Source organism: Bacillus xiapuensis (assembly GCF_002797355.1).
In the GTDB taxonomy this organism is placed as follows: Bacteria; Bacillota; Bacilli; order Bacillales; family Domibacillaceae; genus Bacillus_CE; species Bacillus_CE xiapuensis.
This window is the reverse complement of sequence record NZ_KZ454940.1, coordinates 814,990-819,989: the sequence shown is the minus strand read 5'-3', so window position 1 is coordinate 819,989 and position 5,000 is coordinate 814,990. Positions and strand designations below refer to the sequence as shown.

The following is a 5,000-nucleotide window of genomic DNA, read 5'->3' as shown; positions in this document are numbered from 1 at the left end:
TCACCTTAGAGTGGCCAACTGAATGCTGGCAACTAAGATCAAGGGTTGCGCTCGGTGCGGGACTTAACCCAACATCTCACGACACGAGCTGACGACAACCATGCACTACCTGTCACTCTGTCCCCCGAAGGGGAAGGCTCTGTCTCCAGAGCGGTCAGAGGATGTCAAGACCTGGTAAGGTTCTTCGCGTTGCTTCGAATTAAACCACATGCTCCACCGCTTGTGCGGGCCCCCGTCAATTCCTTTGAGTTTCAGCCTTGCGGCCGTACTCCCCAGGCGGAGTGCTTAATGCGTTAGCTGCAGCACTGAAGGGCGGAAACCCTCCAACACTTAGCACTCATCGTTTACGGCGTGGACTACCAGGGTATCTAATCCTGTTCGCTCCCCACGCTTTCGCGCCTCAGCGTCAGTTACAGACCAAAGAGCCGCCTTCGCCACTGGTGTTCCTCCACATCTCTACGCATTTCACCGCTACACGTGGAATTCCGCTCTTCTCTTCTGCACTCAAGTCTTCCAGTTTCCAATGACCCTCCACGGTTGAGCCGTGGGCTTTCACATCAGACTTAAAAGACCGCCTGCGCGCGCTTTACGCCCAATAATTCCGGACAACGCTTGCCACCTACGTATTACCGCGGCTGCTGGCACGTAGTTAGCCGTGGCTTTCTGGTCAGGTACCGTCAAGGTGCCGGCAGTTACTCCGACACTTGTTCTTCCCTGACAACAGAGCTTTACGATCCGAAAACCTTCTTCACTCACGCGGCGTTGCTCCGTCAGACTTTCGTCCATTGCGGAAGATTCCCTACTGCTGCCTCCCGTAGGAGTCTGGGCCGTGTCTCAGTCCCAGTGTGGCCGATCACCCTCTCAGGTCGGCTACGCATCGTCGCCTTGGTGAGCCGTTACCTCACCAGCTAGCTAATGCGCCGCGGGTCCATCTGTAAGCGACAGCCGAAGCCGCCTTTCAATCTTCCTTCATGCGAAGAAAGAACTTATCCGGTATTAGCCCCGGTTTCCCGGAGTTATCCCCGTCTTACAGGCAGGTTACCCACGTGTTACTCACCCGTGCGCCGCTGACTCAAGCAGGAGCAAGCTCCCGCTAAGTCCGCTCGACTTGCATGTATTAGGCACGCCGCCAGCGTTCGTCCTGAGCCAGGATCAAACTCTCCGATAAGATTGTTTGCTTAGCTCATAATAATAAATTGAATTAACGTTGACGTTTATTTTGTTCAGTTTTCAAGGATCAATATTCTTCAAGAGACTTTTACTATATTAACAACCTTTTAAGCATTTGTCAATATTTTTTTGGTGGAGCCTAGCGGGATCGAACCGCTGACCTCCTGCGTGCAAAGCAGGCGCTCTCCCAGCTGAGCTAAGGCCCCATAATGATTAAATGGTCGGGAAGACAGGATTCGAACCTGCGACCCCTTGGTCCCAAACCAAGTGCTCTACCAAGCTGAGCTACTTCCCGGAAGCATATTGTATCTTAATGGCGCGCCCGAGAGGAGTCGAACCCCTAACCTTTTGATCCGTAGTCAAACGCTCTATCCAATTGAGCTACGGGCGCATGCAGCATTCTCTTGGTGCCGAGGACCGGAATCGAACCGGTACGGTAGTCACCTACCGCAGGATTTTAAGTCCTGTGCGTCTGCCAGTTCCGCCACCCCGGCATAAGGATGGAGCGGAAGACGGGATTCGAACCCGCGACCCCCACCTTGGCAAGGTGGTGTTCTACCACTGAACTACTTCCGCTTAATGAAAATGCGGGTGAAGGGAGTCGAACCCCCACGCCTTGCGGCGCCAGATCCTAAGTCTGGTGCGTCTGCCAATTCCGCCACACCCGCAACATGTGAGCCATGAAGGACTCGAACCTTCGACCCTCTGATTAAAAGTCAGATGCTCTACCAACTGAGCTAATGGCTCGTACTAAAAAGAACATGGTGAAGATGGTGCCGGCAAGAGGACTTGAACCCCCAACCTACTGATTACAAGTCAGTTGCTCTACCAGTTGAGCTACACCGGCATTTATATGGTGGAGGATGACGGGATCGAACCGCCGACCCTCTGCTTGTAAGGCAGATGCTCTCCCAGCTGAGCTAATCCTCCAATATCGGCCTGGCAGCGTCCTACTCTCACAGGGGGAAACCCCCAACTACCATCGGCGCTGAAGAGCTTAACTTCCGTGTTCGGGATGGGAACGGGTGTGACCTCTTCGCTATCGCCACCAGACTGCATAAAGTTTGAAAGAATTGTTCTTTCAAAACTGGATAATATGTTTCAGTAACCGGCAAACCGTGCCATTGTTTGTGCTGTCCAGCAGAAGGGACTGAATGAGTGCCTTCTGCTTTTCGTTTTGTCTAGCTGCAGGCGCTAGCGGCTCGAGGTCACAAGGTCATCTGTCTTCAAGGTTCAAAAACAACCTTGCAGTCAGCTGATCTTGTGCTTGTCGCCGCTGGACGAGCGCCTTCCGCTTTTCTTTGGTTAAGTCCTCGATCGATTAGTATTCGTCAGCTTCACGTGTCGCCACGCTTCCACCTCGAACCTATCTACCTGATCATCTTTCAGGGATCTTACTAGCTTGCGCTATGGGAAATCTCATCTTGAGGGGGGCTTCATGCTTAGATGCTTTCAGCACTTATCCCGTCCGCACATAGCTACCCAGCGATGCCTTTGGCAAGACAACTGGTACACCAGCGGTGCGTCCATCCCGGTCCTCTCGTACTAAGGACAGCTCCTCTCAAATTTCCTGCGCCCGCGACGGATAGGGACCGAACTGTCTCACGACGTTCTGAACCCAGCTCGCGTACCGCTTTAATGGGCGAACAGCCCAACCCTTGGGACCGACTACAGCCCCAGGATGCGATGAGCCGACATCGAGGTGCCAAACCTCCCCGTCGATGTGGACTCTTGGGGGAGATAAGCCTGTTATCCCCGGGGTAGCTTTTATCCGTTGAGCGATGGCCCTTCCATGCGGAACCACCGGATCACTAAGCCCGACTTTCGTCCCTGCTCGACTTGTAGGTCTCGCAGTCAAGCTCCCTTGTGCCTTTACACTCTGCGAATGATTTCCAACCATTCTGAGGGAACCTTTGGGCGCCTCCGTTACCTTTTAGGAGGCGACCGCCCCAGTCAAACTGCCCGCCTGACACTGTCTCCCACCCCGATCAGGGGTGCGGGTTAGAAGTTCAACACAGCCAGGGTAGTATCCCACCAGCGCCTCCACCGAAGCTGGCGCTCCGGTTTCAAAGGCTCCTACCTATCCTGTACAAGCTGTGCCGAAATTCAATATCAGGCTGCAGTAAAGCTCCACGGGGTCTTTCCGTCCTGTCGCGGGTAACCTGCATCTTCACAGGTACTATAATTTCACCGAGTCTCTCGTTGAGACAGTGCCCAGATCGTTACGCCTTTCGTGCGGGTCGGAACTTACCCGACAAGGAATTTCGCTACCTTAGGACCGTTATAGTTACGGCCGCCGTTTACTGGGGCTTCAGTTCACACCTTCGCTAATGCTAAGCGCTCCCCTTAACCTTCCAGCACCGGGCAGGCGTCAGCCCCTATACTTCGCCTTACGGCTTCGCAGAGACCTGTGTTTTTGCTAAACAGTCGCCTGGGCCTATTCACTGCGGCTCCTCGAGGCTATTCACCTCAAAGAGCACCCCTTCTCCCGAAGTTACGGGGTCATTTTGCCGAGTTCCTTAACGAGAGTTCACTCGCTCACCTTAGGATTCTCTCCTCGCCTACCTGTGTCGGTTTGCGGTACGGGCACCTGTTACCTCGCTAGAGGCTTTTCTTGGCAGTGTGGAATCAGGAACTTCGGTACTTTATTTCCCTCGCCGTCACAGCTCCGCCTGTATGGTGACGGGATTTGCCTCGTCACCGGCCTAACTGCTTGGACGCGCATATCCAGCCGCGCGCTTGCCCTATCCTCCTGCGTCCCCCCATTGCTCAAATGGTAAAGAGGTGGTACAGGAATATCAACCTGTTCTCCATCGCCTACGCCTGTCGGCCTCGGCTTAGGTCCCGACTAACCCTGAGAGGACGAGCCTTCCTCAGGAAACCTTAGGCATTCGGTGGAAGGGATTCTCACCCTTCTTTCGCTACTCATACCGGCATTCTCACTTCTAAGCGCTCCACCAGTCCTTCCGGTCTGGCTTCTCCGCCCTTAGAACGCTCTCCTACCACGGACACCGGTTGGTGTCCATCCGCAGCTTCGGTGATACGTTTAGCCCCGGTACATTTTCGGCGCAGAGTCACTCGACCAGTGAGCTATTACGCACTCTTTAAATGGTGGCTGCTTCTAAGCCAACATCCTGGTTGTCTAAGCAACTCCACATCCTTTTCCACTTAACGTATACTTGGGGACCTTAGCTGGCGGTCTGGGCTGTTTCCCTCTTGACTGCGGATCTTATCACTCGCAGTCTGACTCCCAAGGATAAGTCTTTGGCATTCGGAGTTTGTCTGAATTCGGTAACCCGATGGGGGCCCCTAGTCCAAACAGTGCTCTACCTCCAAGACTCTTCCCTTGAGGCTAGCCCTAAAGCTATTTCGGAGAGAACCAGCTATCTCCAGGTTCGATTGGAATTTCACCGCTACCCACACCTCATCCCCGCACTTTTCAACGTGCGTGGGTTCGGGCCTCCAGTAAGTGTTACCTTACCTTCACCCTGGACATGGGTAGATCACCTGGTTTCGGGTCTGCGACCTCATACTCATTCGCCCTGTTCAGACTCGCTTTCGCTGCGGCTCCGCCTTCTCGGCTTAACCTTGCATGAAATCGCAACTCGCCGGTTCATTCTACAAAAGGCACGCCATCACCCATAAATGGGCTCTGACTACTTGTAGGCACACGGTTTCAGGATCTCTTTCACTCCCCTTCCGGGGTGCTTTTCACCTTTCCCTCACGGTACTGGTTCACTATCGGTCACTAGGGAGTATTTAGCCTTGGGAGATGGTCCTCCCGGATTCCGACGGAATTTCACGTGTTCCGCCGTACTCAGGATCCACTC

The 5,000-nt window shown here is 53.9% G+C and carries 1 protein-coding gene, 9 tRNA genes, 2 rRNA genes and 1 other annotated feature (1 of these 13 running past the window's edge); all 12 genes read right to left on the bottom strand.

Annotated elements, in window-relative coordinates; all coding sequences use genetic code 11:
- Window positions 1-1,168, bottom strand: a 16S ribosomal RNA gene (locus tag CEF20_RS15695) (it extends 387 nt beyond the left edge of the window).
- A 132-nt stretch (window positions 1,169-1,300) separates the two neighbouring features.
- Window positions 1,301-1,376, bottom strand: a tRNA-Ala gene (locus tag CEF20_RS15690).
- Window positions 1,377-1,388: 12 nt separating this feature from the next.
- A tRNA-Pro gene (locus CEF20_RS15685) sits at window positions 1,389-1,465 on the bottom strand.
- Between the two features lie 19 nt (window positions 1,466-1,484).
- Window positions 1,485-1,561, bottom strand: a tRNA-Arg gene (locus CEF20_RS15680).
- A 14-nt stretch (window positions 1,562-1,575) separates the two neighbouring features.
- Window positions 1,576-1,664: transfer RNA gene (locus CEF20_RS15675), tRNA-Leu, on the bottom strand.
- A 7-nt stretch (window positions 1,665-1,671) separates the two neighbouring features.
- Window positions 1,672-1,746 (bottom strand) — tRNA-Gly (locus tag CEF20_RS15670).
- A gap of 10 nt (window positions 1,747-1,756) precedes the next feature.
- Window positions 1,757-1,838: transfer RNA gene (locus tag CEF20_RS15665), tRNA-Leu, on the bottom strand.
- Between the two features lie 6 nt (window positions 1,839-1,844).
- Window positions 1,845-1,917, bottom strand: a tRNA-Lys gene (locus CEF20_RS15660).
- A 24-nt stretch (window positions 1,918-1,941) separates the two neighbouring features.
- Window positions 1,942-2,017: transfer RNA gene (locus tag CEF20_RS15655), tRNA-Thr, on the bottom strand.
- A 7-nt stretch (window positions 2,018-2,024) separates the two neighbouring features.
- A tRNA-Val gene (locus tag CEF20_RS15650) sits at window positions 2,025-2,100 on the bottom strand.
- 7 nt (window positions 2,101-2,107) lie between these two features.
- A 5S ribosomal RNA gene (gene rrf, locus CEF20_RS15645) occupies window positions 2,108-2,223 on the bottom strand.
- Window positions 2,224-2,483: 260 nt separating this feature from the next.
- Window positions 2,484-4,834 (bottom strand) — a sequence feature (most likely nonfunctional fraction of RNA operon).
- Window positions 4,096-4,248 (bottom strand): hypothetical protein, encoded by a 153-nt coding sequence (locus CEF20_RS16910; RefSeq protein WP_198508546.1) that lies wholly within the window; start codon window positions 4,246-4,248, stop codon window positions 4,096-4,098. It overlaps the preceding feature by 153 nt.
- Window positions 4,835-5,000: the final 166 nt, after the last annotated feature.